Here is a 20990-nt window from a genome sequence, read left to right as displayed (position 1 = left end):
CACGCGCGGCGGAGAACCGGGACCGACCCGGCGGCTAGGACGGTTCCGGTCGGCTGGCCTAGGCTTTCCGCTCATGAGCAGTGCAGCCGCGTTCTCCTACGCTCCCTTGCTCCCCGTCGGTGCCGACCAGACCGAATACCGGCTGGTCACCGACGAGGGCGTCGACGTGGTACACGGGCCGGGCGGCCGGCGTTTCCTGACCGTGGAGCCCGCCGCGCTGACCGCGCTGACCGCCGAGGCGATGCACGACATCGCGCACTACCTGCGCCCCGCGCACCTGGCCCAGCTCCGGGCCATCATCGAGGACCCGGCCGCCTCGCCGAACGACCGGTTCGTCGCGCTCGACCTGCTGCGCAACGCGAACATCGCGGCCGGCGGGGTGCTGCCGATGTGCCAGGACACCGGCACCGCGATCGTGATGGGCAAGCGCGGCCGGCACGTCCTCACCGACGGGGCCGACCACGAGGCGCTGTCGCGCGGGGTGTACCAGGCGTACACCCGACTGAACCTGCGCTACTCGCAGCTCGCCCCGCTCACCATGTGGGACGAACGCAACACCGGCAGCAACCTGCCCGCCCAGGTCGAGATCTACGCCGAGGACCCGGACGGGCACCCGGACGCGTACAAGTTCCTGTTCATGGCCAAGGGCGGTGGCTCGGCCAACAAGTCGTACCTCTACCAGGAGACCAAGGCGCTGCTGAACCCGACCAGGATGATGCAGTTCCTGGAGGAGAAGCTGCGGCTGATCGGCACCGCCGCCTGCCCGCCGTACCACCTGGCGATCGTGATCGGCGGCACCTCCGGCGAGTACGCCCTGAAGACCGCCAAGCTGGCCTCGGCGAAGTACCTCGACGCGCTGCCGACCGAGGGGTCGATGCTGGCCCACGGCTTCCGGGACGTCGAACTGGAGGCCGAGGTGCTGGAGCTGACCCGCCAGTTCGGCATCGGCGCCCAGTTCGGCGGCCGCTACTTCTGCCACGACGTACGGGTGGTCCGGCTGCCCCGGCACGGCGCCTCCTGCCCGGTCGCGATAGCGGTGTCCTGCTCGGCCGACCGGCAGGCGGTGGCCAAGATCACGCCGTCCGGCGTCTGGCTGGAACGGCTGGAGACCGACCCGGCGCGCTTCCTGCCCGACGTGACCGACACCCAGCTCGACGCCGGTGCCGAGGTGGTCCGGATCGACCTCAACCGGCCGATGGACTCCATCCGGGCCGAGCTGTCGAAGTACCCGGTCAAGACCCGGCTCTCGCTCACCGGCCCGCTGGTGGTGGCCCGCGACATCGCACACGCGAAGATCGCCGAGCGGCTCGACGCCGGTGAGCCGATGCCGCAGTACCTGCGCGACCACGCGGTCTACTACGCCGGGCCGGCGAAGACCCCCGAGGGTTACGCCTCCGGTTCGTTCGGCCCGACCACCGCCGGCCGGATGGACGCGTACGTGGAGAAGTTCCAGGCGGCCGGCGGCTCGCAGGTGATGCTCGCCAAGGGCAACCGGTCCGGCCAGGTCACCCGCTCCTGCCACGAACACGGTGGTTTCTACCTCGGCTCGATCGGCGGCCCGGCCGCCCGGCTGGCCCAGGACTGCATCAAGCGGGTCGAGGTGCTGGAGTACCCGGAGCTGGGCATGGAGGCGATCTGGCGGATCGAGGTCGAGGACTTCCCCGCCTTCGTCGTCGTAGACGACAAGGGCAACGACTTCTTCGCCGAGGTGACCAAGCCGGTGCTGACCGTCGGCCGGCGCTGACCTTCTCGAAGACTCGGCGGCTGAGGACATCCCCACGGCGGCGCTGCCCGAGCCGGTCGGCCATCGAAGGCTGCGGCCGGTCGGCCCGGGCGCGCCAGGGCGGGGCGTCGGCAGCAGTGGTGGCCGGTTCGGCGGGAGGTTGCCGGCTACTGGCGTCACGTAGAGTAGTTCAAATTCATCGGCGGGATTGCACGTCGTCGACCGAAAACTTGCAATCTTGGCTTGTATTGGTCCGCGCTTGAAAAGTCGGACCTGGTTTTCAAGTTTCTTGTGGTTTACTTCAAATCATGGACGATGCTGCGTTTCGTTCGTCCCCTACGGGGTCCCTTGTCCGGATCACCGGGTGGGACGCGCGCTTCCGCGAGAACTACGACTGCTCAGCCTTCATCCCCGATCCCCTCCCGACCAGGTTCGACCTGGGGCAGGAGACCTACCTGGCGGCCATGGACGCGGCGGTCGCGGTGGCTCGCCTTGACCAGGCCGCTTTCCGGCTGCCCAACCCTGGGCTCCTTGCGCGTCCGGCGATCCGGCAGGAGGCTGTCAGTACCTCGGCGCTCGAAGGCACCTACGCGGCGCTCGATGACGTACTTGAGGCCGACTTCCTCAACCGCAACCAGCTCACCGCGTCGGTCGCGGAGGTCCACAACTACGTCGAGGCCGCGGAGCTGGCTTTCGAGTGGATCAAGGACAAGCCCATCACGGTTGGCATGCTCGAACAACTACAGAAAATGGTTGTGCGAGGGACCCGCGGGGATACGCACGACGCGGGCCGGATTCGAACGACCCAGGTCTTTATCGGCGCTGGCGGTGGTCGAGTGGACGACGCGCGGTTCGTGCCGTCGCCTCCGGGTGACCAGCTACGCGCCGGCATCGACGCCTGGGCGTCGTGGCTCATGGCCGAGGACACGATCCCTTTGGTGATCAAGATGGCGCTCGGTCACTACCAGTTCGAGACCCTGCACCCCTTCAACGACGGTAACGGTCGACTCGGGCGCCTGGTCTGCGTCCTGCAACTGGCTTACCGGGGGGAACTGCGCGTGCCGGTGCTGAACCTCTCTCCCTGGCTCGAAGCCAGGAGGCGTCAGTACCAGGACCACCTGCTCGCTGTCAGTGCCACCGGCGACTTCGAACCCTGGATCCGATTTTTCTGCGAGGCCGTACGTGCGCAAGCGGTTGGCGGCGTGGAAAAAATCGACGCTCTACACGACTGGCGGGATGAGGCGCTGACCCAGTTGCTCGATGCCGACGTCCGCGGTGTTGCCGTGCGGATCGTTGAGGACCTGCTCGGGTATCCGCTGATCACGGCCACGCCCACCGCCGAGAGGTACGGGGTCTCCTACCAGGCTGCGAACACGGCGATCAGGCGTCTCGTCCAGCTGGGCATTCTGGAGGAACGCACGGGTCGCAGGTATGGGCGTGTTTTCGTGGCGCGGAGTGTCCTGAACATCATCAACGCCACCTGAGCCCCGAACTGGCTGAGGCGTAGTGGCCGAGGGACCAAGCCGGTCCTGTCGGTCAACGCTGACCGCGCCACCACCTGCGAAGGCACCCCGCTACACCGGTACGACCGCCCGGTGCACCCGCCGCCGATGGCGACGGGTGCACCGCCCCCGATCAGGGCAGACCGACGTACGCCGGAAACCCGCTGCGCATCGTGCCCGGCGGCGCTCTCGAATCACTCCCGGCCCGCTATCGTCCGGCCGCCTACCGGCCTTGCCGTCCGGGCTAGGCTTTGATCATCGCTGGTCGCACGAGGGCGGGGAATGCGCTTCGGAATCCTGGGTCCGCTGGAAGTGGACGGTGGAGTCACGGTCACCGCGGGTCGGGACCGGATAGTGCTCGGCATGCTGCTGCTGCGGGCCGGCCGACCCGTACCGGTGGACGACCTGGTGGACGCGGTCTGGGGCGATGACCCGCCGGCCACCTCCCGGGCCCAGTTGCAGACCTGCGTGTCCCGGCTGCGCCGGCTGTTCGCCCAGGCGGGAGCGGGCAACGACGTCATCGTCACCGACCCGGTCGGCTACGGCTTCCGGCCCGGCACGGTGGAGACCGACGCGCAGGCGTTCAGCCGGCTGGTCGACGCCGCGCGGACCGAGGTCGCCGCCGGTCACCTGCCGGCCGCCGGGCAGCACTTCCGGGCCGCGCTGGCGCTCTGGCGCGGGCCCGCGCTCGGCGGGATCTCCGGTGCCGGCGTACGCCGGGCCGCGGTCGCGCTGGACGAGGAGCGCACCGTGGTGACCGAGGAGTGGGTGGAGGTCGAACTGCGGCTCGGCCGCGACGGTGAGCTGATCGGTGAGCTGACCGACCTGATCGCCCGGCACCCACTGCGGGAGCGGCTGCGCAGCCAACTGATGCGCGCCCTGTGCGCGGTCGGTCGGCAGGCCGACGCCCTCGCCGTCTACCGGGACGCCCGGCGGGCGCTGGCCGAGGAGCTCGGCATCGAGCCGGGCGCCGAGCTGCGTGACCTGCACCGCCGGATCCTCGCCGGTGAACTGCCCGACCAGGTGGCCGGCAACGACGAGGCGACCCCGGCCCGGTGCCTGCCGCGCGACGTACCCGACTTCACCGGTCGGGCGGAACTGCTCCACCGGGTACGGCACGCGATCGGGACCGCCGATCCGGCCAAGCCGGTGGTGGTACTGGTCGAGGGGATGGCCGGGAGTGGGAAGACCGCGCTCGCCGTACACCTGGCCACCTCGCTGGCCGACCGCTACCCGGACGCCCACCTCTTCCTCGACCTGCACGGACACAGCGAACGCAGCCCGGTCGACCCGGCCGCCGCCCTGGTGACCCTGCTGCGGCAGCTCGGCGTCGGCGGCGAGCGGATCCCGGCGGACTTCGACGGGCGGCTCGGGCGCTGGCGTACCGAACTCGCCGGCCGGCGGGCGGTGATCGTGCTGGACAACGCGGCCAGCGCACAGCAGGTGGGTCCGCTGCTGCCGGCGGGTGCCGGCTGTCTGGTGCTGGTGACCACGCGCCGGCGGCTGGTCGGGCTGGACGGGGTGCAGCCGTACCCGTTGCCGGTGTTCGACCCCGACGAGGCGGTGGAACTGCTGGCCCGGATCGCCGGCCCGGAACGGGTACGGGCCGAGCCGGCTGCCGCGGCCGAGGTGGTCCGCAGGTGCGGCTACCTGCCGCTGGCGATCCGGTTGGCCGGTGCCCGGCTGGCCCACCGGCCCCGGTGGACGGTCACCGACCTGCACGACCGGCTCGCCGACGACGGGGCGGTGCTGACCGAGTTGGCGGCCGAGGAGCGTACGGTCGCGGGCGCCTTCACCCTGTCGTACGCCCAACTGCCGGCGCCGGCCCAGCGGATGCTCCGGCTGCTGGCCCTGCATCCGGGCGAGTCGTTCGACGCGGCTGCCGCCGCCGCGCTCACCGGCGGCACCCTGCTGGCCGCCCGGGACCTGCTCGACGACCTGGTCGACGGGCACCTGCTCGAAGAGCCGGCGGCCGGCCGGTTCCGGTTCCACGACCTGATGCGCCAGTACGCGGCGAACCTGGTGGCGAGCGACCCGCCGCAGGTACGGCACACGGCCACGACCGGGCTGCTGGACCACCTGTTCCACCTCGTCGCCCGGGTGACCCGGCCGATGGAACCGTTGACCGTGCCGCTGACCGGGCACGAGCCCGCGAACCCGCTGCGCCCGGAACTGCTGCCCGCCGGTGGTGACGCCGGACTGGACCGGTTGGAACCGGAACGGACGACGGTGGTCCGCGCGGTTGGGTACGCGGTGGCCCACCAGCACGACACGTACGCCTGCGTGCTCGCCCGTGCCCTCTGGTTCTACCTCTTCCTGCGCGGCTACCACGACGACCTGATCGACACCCACCAGCAGGCGATCGTCGCGGCGCAGCGGCTGGACGAGCCGAACCTGGTCGCGTCGCTGCGCGTCCAGGCCGCCTCCGGGTACTACGGGGCGGGTCAGTGGGCGGCGGCGAAACGTGAGCTCGAAGCGGCGTTGCCGGTGCACGAGGCGCACGGGGACCCGCTCGGGATCGCCCGGGTCCGGACGAACCTGGGCGGCGTGCTGACCCACATGGGAAAGTTCGAGGACGCGGAGCGACACCTCCGGCTGGCGGCGATGGGTTGGGGCAGCGAGAAACTGTCCCTGCTCCGCCTGCCGCAGGGGCTGAGCGACCTTTACCTCCAGATGGGCCGGCTGACCGAGGCGCTGCCGCTGGCCCGGCACAGCCTCTTCCTGGCCCGGGTGTACGGCACCGACCGGAACCTGACCACGGCGCTGTGCAACACCGGGCACATCCGGGCCCGGCTCGGCCAGCACCTCCCCGCGTACCGGCTGCTCAGCGCCGCGTTGCGGCGGGTTGTCGCGACCGCCGACCGGCTGACCGAGGGGGAGGTCCTGCACAGCCTCGGGTTGACCCTGCGCGGGCTGCGCCGGGACGAGGAGGCGGTCGGCGTACTGCACGACGCGCTGCGGATCCTCCAGGAGTTCGGCGTGACGCGGGTGCTGGTCGACTGCCAGATCGAGTTGGCCCGAGCGGTGTGGGACACCGGTGACCGGGTCAGCCCGCTCGCCCTGTACGAGCGGGCGTTCGCGGCGGCGACCACGCTGGCGTACCCGGCCGGGCGGACCCGGGCACGGGAGGGAATGGCCGCCTGCCGGCGGGATGTCGCGCTCGTGGCCGGCGGGTGACCGGGATCATCTGCGCGTCGGCGCGACGCGCGGCAGGATGGAACACGTGAGCACACCAGTGACGACGGGCTACCGGGTCGAGCGGGACACCATGGGCGAGGTCGAGGTGCCCGCCGAGGCGTTGTGGCGGGCCCAGACCCAGCGGGCGGTGCAGAACTTCCCCATCTCCGGGCGCGGGCTGGAGCCGGCGCACATCCGCGCCCTGGCCCAGATCAAGGGCGCGGCGGCGCAGGTGAACGCGGAGCTGGGCGTGGTCGACGCGGACATCGCGGCGGCGATCGCGACGGCGGCCGCGCACGTCGCCGACGGCGGCTACGACGACCAGTTCCCGGTGGACGTGTTCCAGACCGGTTCCGGAACCTCGTCGAACATGAACGCCAACGAGGTCATCGCCACCCTGGCCACCCGTGAGCTGGGCCGCGACGTGCACCCGAACGACCACGTGAACGCCTCCCAGTCCAGCAACGACGTCTTCCCGTCGTCGATCCACCTGGCGGCCACCCAGTCGGTGATCCAGGACCTGGTTCCGGCGCTGCGGCACCTCGAACTGACCCTGCGTTCCAAGGTGGAGGAGTTCGCGGCGGTGGTGAAGGCCGGCCGTACGCACCTGATGGACGCCACCCCGGTCACCCTCGGCCAGGAGTTCTCCGGCTACGCCACCCAGGTCCGATACGGCGCCGACCGGATCGAGTCGGTGCTGCCCCGGCTGGCCGAGCTGCCGCTGGGCGGGACGGCGGTCGGCACCGGGATCAACACCCCGGCCGGGTTCGCCCCGGCGGTGATCGCGAAGCTGCGCGAGCAGACCGGCGTACCGGTGACCGAGGCGGGCAACCACTTCGAGGCGCAGGGCGCGCGGGACGCGCTGGTCGAGGCGTCCGGCCAGCTCCGGACGATAGCGGTCGGCCTTTACAAGATCGCCAACGACATCCGTTGGATGGGCTCCGGCCCGCGTGCCGGCCTGCGCGAGTTGCAGATCCCCGACCTCCAGCCCGGCTCGTCGATCATGCCCGGCAAGGTCAACCCGGTGGTCTGCGAGGCGGTTCGCCAGGTCAGCGCCCAGGTGATCGGCAACGACGCCACCGTCGCCTTCGCCGGCTCACAGGGCGACTTCGAACTCAACGTGATGCTCCCGGTGATGGGCCGCAACCTGCTGGAGTCGATCCGCCTGCTGGCCGCCGTGAGCCGGTTGCTGGCCGACCGCTGCGTGGCCGGCCTGGTCGCGAACGCGGAGGTCTGCCTGGCGTACGCGGAGGGCTCGCCTTCCGTGGTCACCCCGCTCAACCGCTACCTCGGGTACGACGAGGCGGCCTCGATCGCCAAGGAGGCCCTGGCCAGCGAGTCGACGATCAAGGCGGTGGTGCTCGCCCGAGGGCACGTCGACGCGGGCAAGCTCACCGAGCAGGAACTCGACCAGGCCCTCGACGTGCTCGGGATGACCCACCCCTGAGCCGTCAGGCCAGCGCCCGACCGATCGTCTCCGCGGCGGCGCGTACCTGCGCCCCGACGGCGGGTACGTCCAGCGGGGCGAGCGCCACCACCCCGACGCTCGCCTCCAGCCCCGGTACGCCGAGCACCGGCGCGGCCACCCCGTACGCCCCGGGTTGCAACTCGCCGGTGGTGGCGACCGGCTCGACCTGCCCCGCGCGCCCGGCGATGATCGCCTGCCCGGCGGCGCCCCGGTCCAACGGATGCCGGTAACCGGTCCGGTAGGCGACGTGGAACGAGGTCCAGCTCGGCTCGACCACCGCGACCGCTACCGCCTCGGTCCCCTCGACCACCGTCAGGTGGGCGGTCGCACCGGCCTGCTCGGCCAGCCGACGCAGCGCCGGCAGGGCGGCGTCGGCGAGCAGCGGTTGGGCCCGCCGGGCCAGGTGCAGCACCCCGACCCCGAGGCGCAGCCGACCGGCGGCGTCGCGCCGGACCATGCCGTGCTGGGTGAGGGCGCCGACCAGCCGGTAGACCACCGCCCGACCCACCCCGAGCCGGGTCGCCGCCTCGGTCACGGTCAGCCCGCCCGGTGCGTCGGCGACCAGGTGCAGCAGCCGCAGGCCCCGGTCCAGGGTCTGCGCCGTCTCACCGGTGTGACCCGTCGGCTCCACAACAGGCAGCGTACGGCGGGCCGGCGGCCGGACCCCGGCTGAGGGCTTCGGGCGAGGGCCGCGCGCGTACAACGGCCGGAACCGGTGACCGTTACCCTTGTGCGGTGACGCTACGCCTATACGACACCGCCACCCGATCGGTGCGGGACTTCGTCCCGCGGCAACCCGGCAAGGTGGGGGTCTATCTGTGTGGTCTCACCCTCCAGGGGCCGCCACACATCGGCCACCTTCGCTCCGGGGTCAACTACGACGTGCTGCGCCGCTGGCTGACGTACGCCGGTCTCGACGTGACCTTCATCCGGAACCTGACCGACATCGACGACAAGCTCCTGGTCAAGTGCCGGGAGCAGGAGCGCCCGTTCTGGTCGATCGCGTACGCCAACGAGGTCATCCTGGCGAATACGTACCGGACGTTGAACGTCGCGCCGCCGACGTACGAGCCGAGGGCGACCGGGCACATCCCGGAGATGCACGAGCTGATCCAGGCGCTGATCGACGGCGGGCACGCGTACCCGGCCGGGGACGACTCGGGCGACGTCTACTTCGACGTGAAGTCGGACCCCGACTACGGTTTCCTCTCCGGCCAGCAGCTGGAATCGGTGCAGGCCGGCACGGACGAGTTCGAACGCGGCAAGCGGGACCCCCGGGACTTCGCCCTGTGGAAGGGCGTGAAACCGGAAGAACCGCAGGATGCCTCCTGGCCATCGCCGTGGGGGCGGGGGCGGCCCGGCTGGCACATCGAGTGCTCGGCGATGTGCCGCCGTTACCTCGGTGCCGAGTTCGACATCCACGGCGGCGGCCTCGACCTGGTCTTCCCGCACCACGAGAACGAGCTCGCCCAGTCCCGCTCGGCCGGGCTGCCGTTCGCCCGGTACTGGGTGCACCACGGCCTGCTCAACCTCGGCGAGGCCAAGATGGGCAAGTCGCTCGGGAACGCGCTCGACCTGGCGCACGTCACCGCGCTCGGCGTACGCCCGGTGGAGTTGCGGTACTACCTGGCGTCGCCGCACTACCGGTCCCGGATCGACTACTCCGACGAGGCGCTCGGCGAGGCCGCGGTGGCGTACCGGCGGCTGGAGGGCTTCGTCCAGCGGGCGGTGGAGCGGGTCGGCCCGGCCGAGTTGGGTGCCGTACCGGCCGCCTTCGCCGCCGCCATGGACGACGACCTGAACACCTCGGCCGCCCTGGCGGCGCTGCACGAGGTGCTCCGCGAGGGCAACAACGCGCTGGCCGAAGGCGACGACAACGCCGTCCGCAGTACGCTGGTCTCGGTCCGCACGATGCTGGACCTGCTCGGCGTCGACCCCCTCGATCCGGCCTGGGCCGATCACGGGCAGGATGGCGAGCTGCGGAACGTCATCGACGCGCTGGTGGCGCTGGCGCTGGAACAGCGCGCGCAGGCCCGCGCCCGAAAGGACTGGACCGCCGCCGACGGGGTGCGCGACCAGCTCAGGCACGCTGGTGTCGTGGTCGAGGACACCCCCCATGGACCGCGTTGGACGATCGGAGAACAGGACTGATGGCCGGCAACTCACAGCGGCGTGGTCGGCGGGTGACCGCCAAGAAGGGCGCTCCCGCCGGATCCGGCGGCAAGAACCGGGCCTCGCTCGCCGGCCGGGGTCGGACCCTGCCCGCCGACGAACGCCCCTGGCACAAGGGCTACTCCGGCACCGAGCAGGTGCCGGAGCGCACCGCCTGGAAGCAGGACAAGGAGCGCCGGGCGGCGGCCGAGGAGGGCCGCGCCCCGAAGATCGGTCAGCCGGGCACGAAGGACACCACCTGGGGCGCCGGTGGCGGCGGCAGTGGCCGGGGCAGTCGGGCCGCCGGTACGGGCCGGGGTGCCGGTGCCGCACGGGGCGCGGGTGGCCGGGGTGGCCCGAAGCAGCCGAGCCGGGGACCCCGGGTCGCGCCGGGGCGCAAGTCGAACCCGGCCAAGGACGCGCCGGAGTTGCTGGTCGGGCGGAACCCGGTGGTCGAGGCGCTGCGGGCGAACGTGCCGGCGACCGCGCTCTACATCGCGCAGGGCATCGAGGTCGACGACCGGGTGAACGAGCTGGTCCGGATCGCCGCGGACCGGGGCATCGCGATCCTGGAGATCAGCCGGGCCGAGTTGGACCGGATGACCGGCGGGGTGCTGCACCAGGGTGTCGGCATCCAGGTGCCGCCGTTCGCGTACCAGTCGTTCGACGACCTGCTCACCGCGTCGCTGGAACAGACCGCGCCGCTGCTGGTGGCGCTCGACGGGGTGACCGACCCGCGCAACCTCGGCGCGGTGATCCGCTCGGCGGCGGCGTTCGGCGCCCAGGGGATCTTCGTACCGGAACGTCGGGCGGCGGGCATCACCGCGACCGCGTGGCGGACCAGCGCGGGCGCCGCGGCGCGGGTGCCGGTGAGCCAGGTGGTCAACCTGACCCGGTCGCTGAAGGCGTGCCAGGAGGCCGGCTTCATGGTGGTCGGGCTGGACGCCGACGGCGAAACCGATCTGTACGACCTGGAGGCCGCGGTCGGACCGCTGGTGGTGGTGGTCGGCTCGGAGGGGCGTGGGCTGTCGCGGCTGGTCGGGGCCACGTGTGATCTGCGGGTGAGCATTCCGATGATGTCCGAGGTCGAGTCGTTGAACGCCAGCGTGGCGGCTGCGGTGACGTTGGCTGAGGTGGCTCGGCGTCGGGCTGCCGTCTGATCTTTGGGTTGGTCCGCCGTGCTCGGTCTGCGCGGTTGGGTCGATGCGCGCGTGCGGTGGGGTTGGGCCCGCCGTGACCGGCGAGGGCCGTCAGGCTTGATCCCCTCGCCGGTCACGGCGGGCCCAACCCCTGTGGTGGCTCGGGTGGTGGGGCTGCGCGGTGGCCGTAGCATTCGGGGCCGGGTAATTTCCTCGGCCCCGGAGGAGTCGGTAGATGGCAGCGCAGGACGGCGGCTACGCGCTCGGCGTTGATCTTGGTACGTCGAACACGGTGGCGGTGTTGCGCTGGCCGGACGGGCGGACCCGGCCACTGCTGTTCGACGGGCAGCCGGTCATGCCGTCGGGGGTTTTCCTCGATGCGACCGGTCTGCTGCACGTGGGGCGGGACGCGCAGCGGCTGGCTCAGGCGGATCCGGGACGTTACGACCCGAACCCGAAACGGCGGATCGACGAGCCGGGTGTGCTGCTCGGTGACGCCGAGGTGGCCACGGTGGATCTGCTGGCCGGACTGTTGCGGGCGGTGGCGCAGGCCGCCGTCGAGGCGGTCGGCTTCCTGCCGCCGGCGGCGCTGACGTACCCGGCGAGTTGGGGTGCCCGGCGTCGGGGTGCGCTGGCCACGGCGGTGGCGCGGGCCGGGTGGCCGCCGGTGCGGGCGGTCGACGGCGGGACGGGGGCCGGCGTCGGGACGGCTGCCGATGGCGGCGGTACGGTGCTGGTGGCGGAGCCGGTGGCGGCGGCCCGGTACTTCGCGGAGGTTCTGCGGCGTCCGGTGCCGGTGGGTGCGGCGATCGGGGTCTTCGACTTCGGCGGCGGGACCCTCGACGTCGCGGTCGTACGCAACGAGGGAATCGACCACGGTGGACGGGCCCGGTTTGTCGTGGTCGGCTCGGGCGGGCTGTCCGAGCTGGGCGGGCTCGATCTGGACGCGGCCCTGGTGGAGCAGATCGGTCGGCTGGTCGGTGCCGGGCAACCGGAGGCGTGGCGGCAGCTCGCGGCGCCGGAGAGCAGCACCGGGTGGCGCAACCGGCGGCAGTTCTGGGACGACGTACGCGGCGCGAAGGAGATGCTCTCTCGTACGACGGTCGCACCGGTCGCGGTGCCCGGGGTGGAGCAGGCGGTGCACCTGACCCGGGACGAGCTGGAACGGCTGGCCACCCCACTGCTGCGGCGCGCCGTCTTCGAGGCCGCCTCGGTGATTGGCCACTGTGGATTACGGCCGGACCAGCTCGCCGGGTTGTTCCTGGTCGGCGGGTCGTCCCGGGTGCCACTGGTGGCCCGCCTGCTGCACGCCGAGCTCGGTGTGGCGCCGACTGTGCTGGAGCAGCCGGAACTACCGGTGGCGGAGGGCGCACTCGCCGAGCTGACGATGCGGGTCGGCACCTCGGGGCCGGTGCCGGGAGCGTCGGATCCCGTCATGGTCGGAGCGGTGGCGGGGGCTTCGGATCCCACGGTGGCGGGAGCGCTGCTTCCGGTGTCGGGGGTTCCGGTGTCGGGGGTTCCCGTGTCGGCGCTTCCGGTGTCAGGGGTCCCCGCGTCCGGGGTGCCGGGTTCCGGGGTGCCGGGAACGGCGTACGCGGGGGGTGTTGGTCGGGCGGGTCGCTGGCGGGGGCGGCGGGCGGTGCTGATCGGTGCGGGCGCCGTGCTCGCGTTGGCGGGGGTGGTGACCGCGGCGGTGCTCTACTTCACCCGCGACGGTTACTCGGACATCGCGTTCGAGCCCTTCCATGACGTCGGCGTGGGGATCCCGCTGGGGGAGGAGCGGCCGTACTACAGCTGGACCGGGCTGACCGGGAACCGGGCGTACATCGCCTACCAGCGGGAGGACAAGCGGCTGGAGGTGATCGCCGCGAAGGCCGGTACGGGCAGCCGGGAGTGGCAGGTGACGACGGAGGTGGTCGCGGACGGGTGGGACGGCATCGTCGCCCTGCCGCGCGGGTTGGTGCTGCGCACCGAGGAGGCGAGCGGGTCCGATTCGCGGGAGTTGGTGGTGCTGGACCCGGCCGACGGTGGCGAGATGTGGCGGCGCACCATCGGCGGTGACGACTCGGTGCTGTACTTCGACCGGACGCTGGTGCTGGTCGACCGGGTCGCGAAGCAGCTGGTCGGGCTCGATCTGGGCACCGGAAAGGCGCGCTGGGACGAGCCGAGCCCGGTGGACACGTACGGCAACGCGACGACCTCGGTCTATCCGGTGACCGTGCCCGATGACCTGGGCGAGGCGGCGGACGCGGAGGGTGGACGGGCACCCGTCGGCGGGGCGAAGCCGAAGATCGTACAGATCGGCGCGGACCGTTCGGCACGGGTGATCGACGTGAACAGCGGCGAGGTGCTCAGGTCGAAGGAGAGTGTGGCGACCTACACCGATCTCGCGGTGGCGCACGACGGCCGGTTGTACGTCACGCCCAAGGAGAGCGGCTACCGGGTGATGGCATACGACCTGGAGCGGATGGGGGAGCCGAAGGTCCTGCACACCGCCGCCGAGCAGCACTACCCGGACACGTTGGTGGCCTGTGGTGGGGACCGGGTCTGCCTGCTGGACCGGGAGAACTTCGACATCGAGAAGACCGAACTGGTGTCGATCGGGTCGAAGGACGGCGACGGGGCCACGGAGGACATCTGGCGCAAGCCAGCTCCCAAGGCCGACAGGGTGGTCGCGGTGGGCGAGCACGTGCTGGTGGCGGGCGGATCGCCGGAGGTCAGCACCATCTACCGTCCCGACGGGACCCAGGTGCTCAGCAAGGAGGGGGTCGGGGTACGGCTCGACGGCGGCAACCTGCTGCTCTTCGCCGACAACCTCTCCACCAGCACGGACGACGTCAGCGTTGCCGGCGTACGGGTCAGCTCGGCCGCGCCGTTCGAGCTGGGCGAGCTGCGGGACGTACGACCGTCAGCCTGTTCCTGGAACACCTCGGTAATCGTCTGCCCAGGCGAAACGGCGCTCCTCTTCCGTAGCTTCGTAGAAAACTAGCCACCCCCTCCACCCCCTCCAACCCTGCGCCACGCCCTGCCCACCGACCCCCTCGACGATCTTGCACTTGTGGCGCCTGATTCGGGGCACTTAGTCCGATTCGTCCACGACCACAAGTGCAAGATCGTCGCGTGCTATCCGGCGTGCGGTGGCGTGCAGGGCGAGCAGGGTGTAGCCGGCCAGGATCGGTGTGATCAGCGGCAGGATCAGCCCGCAGAGTACGGCCACCAGCGCCAGCACCCCGGCCAGCGCCAGCGGTACGACCGGCCGGGCAACGGCGACCCGCCCCGCCTGCCGGACGGCGTCCCGCCAGCCCTGCCCGCCGAGCCGACCGAGTTGCACCACGGTCAGCCCGGCGAAGCCGGTCACCGCCCCGGCCAGCACGGCGGTGACCACGATCAGGGCCGGGCCGCCGGGCACCACGCCCCGGCCGAGGGCGAGCAGGTTCACCGTGAACAGGGCGGCGACCGCACCGAAGATCGCCGTGGCGACGGCACCGGGCAGCAGCCCACGGACGAAACCGCGCACCACCGCCCGGGTGCCCGGCCAGCCGTCCTGTTCGGTCCAGTGGTGCACGGCCGCGCTGGCGGTGGCGACCGCGGCACCCGCGGTCAGCACCGCCAGCGCGGCCACCGTGGTGAGGATGCCGACCAGGGCGAGGTCACTGGCGTTGCGCAGGGTGTCGCGCCAGTCCGGACGCCGGGCCACCGACCCGCCCGGTTCCTCCGGCCACCCCGCCCCGCCCCGAGTCACCTCACCCATCCGATTCACCCCTTCAGGCCGCTGGTGTTGAGGCCCTCCACCAGCATGCGCTGGAAGGCCACGAAGAAGAGGAACACCGGCAGCAGGGAGAGTACGGACATGGCGAACATCGGGCCGACCGCGCTCTGGCTGGTCGAGTCGATGAACAGGGTGAGCGCCACCGGCACGGTGTAGTCCTCCAGGTCGGAGAGGTAGACCAGTTGCCGGAAGAAGTCGTTCCAGGTCCAGATGAACGAGAAGATCGCCGTGGTGACCAGGGCCGGTCGGCTCAGCGGCAGGATGACGTACCGGAAGATGCCGAACGGGCTGGCTCCGTCGATCTTCGCCGCCTCGTCCAGTTCGCGCGGGATGCCGCGGATGAACTGGACCATCAGGAAGACGAAGAACGCCTCGGTGGCCAGGAACTGCGGCACGACCAGCGGCAGGTACGGCCACGGCCCGCCGACCATGTCGAAGGTCCGGAACAGGATGTACTGCGGCACGATCAGCACATGGCCGGGCAGGAGCAATGTCCCGATCATGATGGCGAACCAGAAGCCGCGCAGCCGGAACCTGAGCCGGGCGAAGGCGTACGCGGCGAGCAGGCAGGAGAGCGCGTTGCCGAGCACGGTGAGCAGGCTGACCATCGCGCTGTTGAGGAAGAACCGGCCGAAGCTGACGTCGAAGTTGCTCCAGCCGTCGGAGTAGTTGCCGGGGGTGAACTCCCGGGGCAGCAGCCCGATGTTGTTGACGATCTCCTCGGGCGACTTGACCGACGTACCGATCATCCAGAACAGCGGGTAGAGCACGACCGCGAGGATCGCGACCAGGATGAGCAGCCGGCCGAGGTGCCGGCCGGTGCCGCTGGGACGCCGGGCCGAGGTCGGCGCGAGCGCCGCCGTCGGGGCCGGGGCCTCGGTCTGGGTAACCATCAGCGGTCCTCCCCGTCGGAGTAGTGCACCCAGAACCTGCCGGTGCTGAACAGCACGACGGTGATCACCGCGATGGCGAGCAGGAAGACCCAGGCCATCGCCGAGGCGTAGCCCATCTCCAGATCGACGAAGCCCTTGATGTAGAGGTTCAGGGTGTACATCAGGGTGGAGTCGACCGGTCCGCCGGTGCCGTTGCTGAGCACGAATGCCGAGGTGAAGCCCTGGAAGCCGTTGATCGTTTCGAGTACCAGGTTGAAGAAGATGACCGGTGAGAGCATCGGCAGGGTGACGCTGAGGAACTGCCGGACCTTGCCGGCCCCGTCCACCGACGCGGCCTCGTACAGCTCGGTCGGCACCTGCTTCAGCCCGGCCAGGAAGATCACCATTGGTGCGCCGAACTGCCAGATGGCCAGCACCATCAGGGTTTCCAGGGCCCAGTCCGGGTCGTTCACCCAGGGCTTGCCCTCGATGCCGAAGAGGCCGAGGAACGAGTTGAACGCCCCGTCCCGGTTGAACATGCTGACCCAGACGATGGCCAACGCCACGCTGCCGCCGAGCAGCGACGGCAGATAGAACAGGCCGCGGAACAACCCGACGCCGCGCCAGGCGCGGTTGAGCAGCAGCGCCACGCCGAGGGCGGCGGCCAGCTTCAGCGGTACGGCGATCAGCGCGAACGAGAGCGTCACCTGCACGGCGTGCCAGTACGACGCGTCGCTGGTGAACATCCGTTCGTAGTTGGCCAGCCCCACCCACTCGATTTCGGACCAGGGGGTGAGGATGTCGTAGTTGGTGAAGCTCAGGTAGAGCGACAGAAGCATGGGGACCGCCGTGATGGCCAGCAGGCCGATCAGCCACGGCGACAGGAAAACGTACCCGGCCAGACCCTCGCGTTGCCAGATCCGTCCGGACCCGCGCTGGTCAGCGGGGGTCCGGACGGGGCCGGTGGCGCGCGGAGTCGAGCTGGGCGCCGTGGTCAGCGCCACGAGCCGGCTCCTCTCCGAGATGTTGGGCCGATCGTCAGGCGATCGCGGTCTTGCAGATTTCCAGGAACGCGCCGGCCGACTGGGACGGTGACTGGCGGCCGTACTGGACCTCCTCGGCTGCCTTGATCAGCTCGGCCCGGATCTTGCTGTGCCCCTTGAGCGGCACCTGCGGGGACTTGCCGAACTTGGTGGCCAGCTCGGTCTCCACCGCGATGGAGAGCTTCATCGCCGGGTCGGTGACCCCTTCGCTGACCGACTTGCGCACGTCCAGGTTGGACGGAAGCCCCCGGTCGGTGCCGAGGATCTTGCCCGCCTCCGGGTCGTTGACCAGGAAGTTCAGTACGTCGACCGCGGCGTCCTTGTGCTCGCTGCTGCGGGCCACCGAGTAGTAGAGCGAGGCCCTGGCCCACTGTGCGCTCGGGTCGCCGGGGTAGGCGACGACGCCCAACTCGTCCTTGGTGGCCTTCTTCAGCTCGGGCAGCTGGTTCGCCCAGACGAACGAGGTCGCGGCCTTGCCGGTGACCACCAACTGCTTGGTGATGTCGGTGGCGTTGCCCTCGTGGATCACGTCGGCGGTCGGGGTGGCACCGCGCTCACGGGCGCCCTTCCACAGGTCGAACCACTTGGTCACGTCATCGGCGGTGAAGCCGAGTTCCTTGCCCTTGTAGAGGTCCTTGCCCTGCTGGCGGAGCCAGACCCAGAACGCCTTGTAGTCGGCGCTCGGGTCCATCGTGCCGGGGACCTTGGTCGTCTTCGAGACGTTCTCGGCCCAGGTGATGAAGTCCGCCCAGCTCATGCCGGTGGTCGGCTCGGGCAGGTTGTGCTTCTGCAACAGGGTCTTGTTGTAGACCAGCCCCTGGGTGTTCTCACCGCCGGCGATGCCGGCCAGCTTGCCGTCGACGACGCCGTACTGCCAGAGGCTTTCCGGGAGCTTGGTGACGTCGAGCTTCTTGTCGTCCTTGTACTTGGTCAGGTCCAGGGTGACGTTGCGCGACGCGTACTCGGTGAGGAAGTTGTCGTCGATCTGGAAGATGTCCGGGGCATCACCGCTGGCGGTGAGGGTGGCCAGCTTGTCGAAGTAGCCCTGGTTGGCCTGCCAGGTCGTCTTGAACGTCACGTTGGGGTGCTTGCTGGTGTAGAGGGCGAGGGCGTCCGCGGTGAGCTTGGCCCGCGCCTCACCGCCCCACCAGAAGACCGACAACTCGACCGGGGTGTCCGGGGCGGCGGGCCCCGAATCCTCCTCGCTGCCGCAGGCCGCGGCGCCGAGCAGGAGCGGTAGGACGACGGCGGCCGCCACCAGACGGTGGATCAGGCCGCGACGGGAAGTCGGGGTACGGTGATCGTGCGCGGCACGTTCGTCCGCCATCGGGGGTGTTGCGGGGTGCATGTGCGCTCACTCCTTGGCGTTAGGAGGCGACAGCTTCGGGGTTGACCGCGGCCGCGTTGCCCGGGTCCGCAGGGCTGTGCGGGCCCGGGTCAGCGGTTGTGGTGGTGGCCGCGGGGCTGGTCCGGCCGTTGGCCGGTGGGCGGGGCCCCGTCGAGTCGCGGATGACCAGTTCGGTCTGGAGCATTACCTGTGCGGTGGTACGACGGTCGTCTGCTGCCACGGTCCTGTTCCCACCCCGGTTGCGGTGGGCGGCAGCACTGTCGTGTTGGAGCAGCATGTCGACGGCCGTCCGGCCGGCGGCCGCGGTTGGCGTGGCCACCGTCGTCAATTTCGGCCGGACCAGTCGGCTCAGCGCGATGTCGTCGATGCCGACGACGCTGACCTCCTGGGGCACCCGGATGCCGAGCGAGTCGAGCCCTTCGATCAGGCCGATCGCCATCAGGTCGTTGTAGGCGAGGACGGCGGTGACGCCCGCCCGGCGGACCTGTTCCGCCATGGCGATGCCACCGCCCTCGGTGGGCGGGTTGGGTCCGAGCACGGTCAGCGCCGCGTCGGCGGAACGGGCCGCGGCGGTGGCCGCCCGGCGGATCTCGCGGCTGGTCCAGGATCCGCGCGGACCGCCGAGCAGGGCGAGTTCGTGGTGCCCGAGCCCGGTCAGGTGCTCGATCGCCAGCCGGGCCCCCTGCCCGACGTCCATCACCACCGCCGGTAGTCCGGTCACCTGGCGGTTGATGACGACCAGCGGCACCTCGCGGCTGAGCTGCTCGATCAGGCTGTTGCTCATGCGGGGGCTGCACAGCAGGATGCCGTCGACCTGTTTGGCCAGCGCGTGGACCAGGTCCTCCTCGGCGGCCGGGTCCTCGTTCGTGTCGGCCACGAAGATGTGGTAGTCGCGGTGCCGGGCCTGGCTCTCGGCCGCCTTGATCAGTGGTGGGAAGAACGGGTTCGCGATGTCGGCGACGATCAGGCCGATGTTGTGCGTACGGCCGGTGATCAGCGCGCGGGCGGCGCGGTTGGGTCGGTACCCGAGGTGTTCGGCGCAGGCCAGTACCCGCAGCCGGGTCTCCGGGTTGACCAGGTGCGGGGCGGAGAACGTGCGGGACACGGTGGAGATGTGCACGCCGGAAGCACGTGCGACGTCTCGGATGGTGGCTGGCACGCGAGTCCCTTCGTCTCCACGTCGGCCGGTGTGCGCTGGCCGACGGTTGTGCTTGTCATCACATTGGGTGTCGCCAATTAATGCAAACGGTTGCTCACGTGTCAACGGGTCCTGGTTACGGGTTTGTTGCGGCGGCCTGCCTTCGATGCCGTCATACCTTCGTAAACCCGGAGAAAATACGCCGGTTTCCCGTCGATCGTTGACCGCGAGAGTCCTCACGTGGTTACTTCGACTGCAAACCTTTGCAGTCACACCGAGGCCGCACTCGGCCTTTGCCGTCACACGGAGGCGAGCGGGATGTCCACAGAACCCGGAAAACGACTTCGGTACGCGGTCGTCGGCACCGGCGCACGGGCCGAGATGTTCGTCCGCGCGCTCGTACTCGACCATCCCGCCACCGCCGAGCTGGTCGCGTTCGCCGACGTCAACCAGGCCAGGATGGACGCACACAACGAGTGGCTGGAGGAACTCGGCTTCGACTCGGTGCCGACGTACCTGGCGGTCGACTACACGACCATGCTGGAGAAGGAACGGGTCGACGTGGTGCTGGTGACCACCGTCGACCGGGTGCACGACGAGTACATCGTGGCCGCGCTGCGCTCCGGCCGGGACGTCATCACCGAGAAGCCGATGACCATCGACGTGCCCCGCTGCCAGCGGATACTCGACACGGTGGCGGAGACCGGCCGAAAGGTTTCGGTGGCCTTCAACTACCGCTACAACCCGTTGCACGAGAAGGTACGCGAGGTGCTCGCCGCCGGTGAGATCGGCGAGATCGGCTCGGTCCACTTCGAGTGGCTGCTCGACGTACGACACGGCGCCGACTACTTCCGCCGCTGGCACCGGGAGAAGGCCAACTCCGGCGGCCTGATGGTGCACAAGGCCAGTCACCACTTCGACCTGGTCAACTGGTGGCTCGACGCGGTGCCGGAGGAGGTCTACGCCTCCGGCCGGCTCTTCTTCTACGGCGAGACCGGGCGGCGTCACGGCTACGCCCGCGACTACGAGCGGGCGCACGGCTCCCCGGCCGCCGCCGGCGACCCGTTCGCCCTGCACCTGGCCAGCCACCCCCGGCTGCGGGCGCTCTACCTGGACGCCGAGGCCGAGGACGGCTACCACCGCGACCAGAACGTCTTCGCGCCCGGCGTCACCATCGAGGACGACATGTCGGTGCTGGCGAAGTACTCCAACGGCGCGACCATGACCTACCACCTGACCGCGTACGCGCCCTGGGAGGGCTACCGGGTGATGGTCAACGGGAGCAAGGGGCGGCTGGAACTGGAGGTCGTGGAGAGCGACTTCGTCAGCCCGTACGCGGCCGGTGAACTCAAGGGTGCGGCGCTGCACGGCGTACAGGCCGCGATCGAGGAGGGCTGGGCGAAGCTGACCGTCCGGCCGTTCTGGGAACAGGCCCGGCAGGTGCCGGTGTCCGGCTACACCCGTACCGGTCACGGCGGTGCCGACGTACGGATGACCGGGGTGCTCTTCGGTGGGCACCCCGACCCGATGGACCGCGGTGCCACCGCCCGCGACGGCGCGCTCGCGCTGCTCACCGGCCTGGCGGCGAACCGCTCCTTCGAGACCGGCCAGCCGGTCCGCGTTGCCGACCTGCTCACCATTGCCTGACCAAGAGGAGCCA

General features: G+C 70.7%; 14 protein-coding genes. 8 read left to right on the top strand and 6 right to left on the bottom strand.

Translation table 11 applies throughout. The features are described from left to right. Window positions 1-73: 73 nt before the first annotated feature. The 4 genes from OG792_RS31620 (at window position 74) to OG792_RS31605 (ending at window position 7849) form a co-directional block, all read left to right on the top strand. Window positions 74-1744 carry a fumarate hydratase gene (locus OG792_RS31620; protein ID WP_329105100.1) on the top strand — a complete coding sequence of 557 codons (1671 nt, stop codon included), beginning with the start codon at window positions 74-76 and terminating at the stop codon, window positions 1742-1744. A gap of 287 nt (window positions 1745-2031) precedes the next feature. Continuing rightward, window positions 2032-3207: a Fic family protein gene (locus OG792_RS31615; RefSeq protein WP_329105098.1), complete on the top strand. Its 1176-nt coding sequence runs from the start codon at window positions 2032-2034 to the stop codon at window positions 3205-3207. 300 nt (window positions 3208-3507) lie between these two features. Continuing rightward, on the top strand, window positions 3508-6402 hold the full coding sequence (locus OG792_RS31610) for an AfsR/SARP family transcriptional regulator (protein WP_329105096.1): 2895 nt from the start codon (window positions 3508-3510) through the stop codon (window positions 6400-6402). A 37-nt stretch (window positions 6403-6439) separates the two neighbouring features. Next, complete coding sequence (locus OG792_RS31605) at window positions 6440-7849, top strand: class II fumarate hydratase (RefSeq protein WP_442932333.1); 1410 nt, start codon at window positions 6440-6442, stop codon at window positions 7847-7849. Window positions 7850-7853: 4 nt separating this feature from the next. On the opposite strand, the gene OG792_RS31600 is transcribed toward OG792_RS31605, so the two are convergent. Then, complete coding sequence (locus OG792_RS31600; RefSeq protein ID WP_442932523.1) at window positions 7854-8510, bottom strand: IclR family transcriptional regulator; 657 nt, start codon at window positions 8508-8510, stop codon at window positions 7854-7856. A 95-nt stretch (window positions 8511-8605) separates the two neighbouring features. Between OG792_RS31600 and cysS the strand changes: the two genes are divergently transcribed. The 3 genes from cysS to OG792_RS31585 all read left to right on the top strand — a co-directional run bounded on the left by cysS (window position 8606) and on the right by OG792_RS31585 (window position 14149). Further along, on the top strand, window positions 8606-10021 hold the full coding sequence (gene cysS / locus OG792_RS31595; protein WP_329105091.1) for a cysteine--tRNA ligase: 1416 nt from the start codon (window positions 8606-8608) through the stop codon (window positions 10019-10021). Further along, window positions 10021-11181 carry a 23S rRNA (guanosine(2251)-2'-O)-methyltransferase RlmB gene (rlmB, locus tag OG792_RS31590; protein ID WP_329105089.1) on the top strand — a complete coding sequence of 387 codons (1161 nt, stop codon included), beginning with the start codon at window positions 10021-10023 and terminating at the stop codon, window positions 11179-11181. Before cysS ends, rlmB begins: the two co-directional genes overlap by 1 nt. Before the next feature lie 214 nt (window positions 11182-11395). After that, window positions 11396-14149, top strand: a complete 2754-nt coding sequence (locus tag OG792_RS31585) for an Hsp70 family protein (RefSeq protein ID WP_329105088.1) — start codon at window positions 11396-11398, stop codon at window positions 14147-14149. Window positions 14150-14239: 90 nt separating this feature from the next. On the opposite strand, the gene OG792_RS31580 is transcribed toward OG792_RS31585, so the two are convergent. The 5 genes from OG792_RS31580 to OG792_RS31560 are packed head-to-tail and all read right to left on the bottom strand — an operon-like array spanning window position 14240 to window position 19351. Then, a complete protein-coding gene (locus OG792_RS31580) occupies window positions 14240-14911 on the bottom strand; it encodes a hypothetical protein (protein ID WP_329105086.1) in 672 nt (223 codons plus the stop codon). 5 nt (window positions 14912-14916) lie between these two features. Then, window positions 14917-15822 (bottom strand): carbohydrate ABC transporter permease, encoded by a 906-nt coding sequence (locus tag OG792_RS31575; RefSeq protein WP_329105083.1) that lies wholly within the window; start codon window positions 15820-15822, stop codon window positions 14917-14919. Continuing rightward, window positions 15822-16805: a carbohydrate ABC transporter permease gene (locus OG792_RS31570; RefSeq protein ID WP_329105082.1), complete on the bottom strand. Its 984-nt coding sequence runs from the start codon at window positions 16803-16805 to the stop codon at window positions 15822-15824. The genes OG792_RS31575 and OG792_RS31570 overlap by 1 nt, the downstream gene beginning before the upstream one ends. Before the next feature lie 34 nt (window positions 16806-16839). Beyond that, window positions 16840-18192 carry an ABC transporter substrate-binding protein gene (locus tag OG792_RS31565; protein ID WP_329105079.1) on the bottom strand — a complete coding sequence of 451 codons (1353 nt, stop codon included), beginning with the start codon at window positions 18190-18192 and terminating at the stop codon, window positions 16840-16842. Between the two features lie 19 nt (window positions 18193-18211). After that, window positions 18212-19351 (bottom strand): LacI family DNA-binding transcriptional regulator, encoded by a 1140-nt coding sequence (locus OG792_RS31560; RefSeq protein ID WP_329105077.1) that lies wholly within the window; start codon window positions 19349-19351, stop codon window positions 18212-18214. A gap of 297 nt (window positions 19352-19648) precedes the next feature. Between OG792_RS31560 and OG792_RS31555 the strand changes: the two genes are divergently transcribed. Beyond that, window positions 19649-20977 carry a Gfo/Idh/MocA family protein gene (locus OG792_RS31555; protein WP_329105075.1) on the top strand — a complete coding sequence of 443 codons (1329 nt, stop codon included), beginning with the start codon at window positions 19649-19651 and terminating at the stop codon, window positions 20975-20977. The last annotated feature ends 13 nt before the right edge of the window (window positions 20978-20990 follow it).

The sequence above is a fragment of the Micromonospora sp. NBC_01699 genome (assembly GCF_036250065.1).
Taxonomy (GTDB): domain Bacteria; phylum Actinomycetota; class Actinomycetes; order Mycobacteriales; family Micromonosporaceae; genus Micromonospora_G.
The sequence above is the reverse complement of the archived record's forward strand: the minus strand, read 5'-3'. Positions and strand labels throughout refer to the sequence as shown.